The sequence below is a fragment of the Sebaldella sp. S0638 genome (assembly GCF_024158605.1).
Classification (GTDB): domain Bacteria; phylum Fusobacteriota; class Fusobacteriia; order Fusobacteriales; family Leptotrichiaceae; genus Sebaldella.
Map to the genome: position 1 here is coordinate 1 of NZ_JAMZGM010000231.1, position 1,979 is coordinate 1,979.

2 protein-coding genes are annotated in these 1,979 nt (G+C 24.0%); both read left to right on the forward strand.

All coding sequences use genetic code 11. The features are described from left to right. Positions 1 to 941: 941 nt before the first annotated feature. Entirely contained in the window at positions 942 to 1,247 is a 306-nt protein-coding gene (locus NK213_RS19835) for a hypothetical protein (protein WP_253352546.1), read from the forward strand. A gap of 209 nt (positions 1,248 to 1,456) precedes the next feature. Then, a complete protein-coding gene (locus tag NK213_RS19840; RefSeq protein WP_253352548.1) occupies positions 1,457 to 1,759 on the forward strand; it encodes a hypothetical protein in 303 nt (100 codons plus the stop codon). Positions 1,760 to 1,979: the final 220 nt, after the last annotated feature.

A 1,979-nucleotide genomic window follows, 5' to 3' on the forward strand; every position in this document is an offset into this window, starting at 1 on the left:
TTTCAAAACACCTCTTTCTTTTTTTATTATATCATTGTTTAGATTTTGGTGTTCCTACTTTACTATAGCACTACATAGTAGCTGTCATTGACACCCTAAGCTAGATTTAAGGTCTGTCAAAAATGTACACTTCTTATAAATAAGGATACTAATATTTTAATGTACTACAAACCCTGTATTTGTAATGGTATAACAGAACGTTATCCCATGACAATTAAGGACTGAGTAATTTTATCACCCCTCTGTCGTGATTTGCGACACAGGTATAGATATCAAGATGATGTAGTGAAACGCTACTCGATTGTAAATACTGTCTTTAAATATGCTTTGATTATTGATAGTTTTAAAATCCAAGCTATGAAAAAGTTTACTCTTGTTTTATGCTTTTATAAATAAAGTTAGTCTCCCAGAAATTTTAAGTGATATTTAAAGTATGGTCAAATTATAAAAAAAAATAGTCTATCATAAACTGGATAGGACATGAAGCTAAAAAAATTAAATAAATATATGGATATTAGGATTCGCAAGACCCGTTAAAATAATATACTCTCGAAGTACCTTTTATATCCCATATCGATATTTAAAACGAAGTGTGCAAGGCTAGCTTACGTCGTCATTTATTAATGTTAATTACTTACTAATAAGCTTCACAGCAATTTAAGGAATTATCTAAACGAAACGCAATAAAAATTTTTTTGATAAAAAAATAGTCATATCTTAGGATCATGAGATCCTTGAATCATGATATGATCAGAAAGTAGCTTGAAAAAAGCAATATAAAAAATAACACTCTAAATATTTGAGTGTTATTTTAATTTTAGGAGTTTAAAGTAAAATTCTTAATTTAAATATATGATATCATAATTTTTATAAAAAGTATAGATATACTTACTTTTTTATTTTGAATTTAAACTATAATGAAATAAAAAAGGAATTTTATTATGAAAAGTCATATAACAGATTTAGATAAATTGATATCACAAAGAATATTGAAAATAAGGAATAGGTTAGAAATTCCATCATATAAAATAGCGGACTATTTAAATGTCTCCTCTTCTTTTGTAAGAGCAGTTGAGAGTCATACAATGAAATATAATGTAAAACATATTTATCTAATAGTCCAGTTTTTTAATGAATATGATGAGTTCATAGATTTTAATGACATATTTCCGGAAAGAGACGATGAATTGATAGTAGAATTACAGGAGACTAAAAAAGTAAATAACAAATATCAGAAAGAAATATAAGTATATTTGAATAGAAAATTCTAAAATAAAGTATTAAACTAATTTAATAAAAAAATAATACTTCAGATTTTAGGAGTGTTATTTTTATTTATCTTAAGCAAGGTAGTTATCTTTTAATAACTTTATGTTATGATATTTTTTTATTTTCGTCTACTCAAAAGGTACTTAAATTTAAAAATATTTTTATAGAATTGTATTGGTGATACTAAATGGTAACGATAAATAGATTAGGTAAAGAAATTATTAAAAATATAAAGAATTTGAGAAAGAAATTTTCTTTAACTACAATAGATATTTCAACGCATTTAAACGTATCTAATGCTTTTGTGAGAAATGTTGAGGCTGGATATAAAAAGTATAATTTAAAACATTTGTATTTAATTTATTGTCTATTTTATGAATTAGATCCAAGTGTAACTTTTGATATGATTATTTATGGTTATGATTCAGATTTAATAATTGAATTACAAGATACAAAAAAAGTTAATAATAAATATATCAAAGATGAATAAAAACTATAAAAAAATCTGCTGGAGAAAAAATGTAAGTTAAAAAATTGCTTAGCTGATGAGAAGAAATATTAGTTTAACATTGAAGCTTCAGAGAAAGAATATTTTATGAATCTAATTTCTAAAAAAATATTGACAAAGCAAAAGATATAAAGGGAGTGTGCAAGAAAGTCTGTAAATTAAATCTGATATAATAAAAGATTTGTTTTTCATATATTGATTT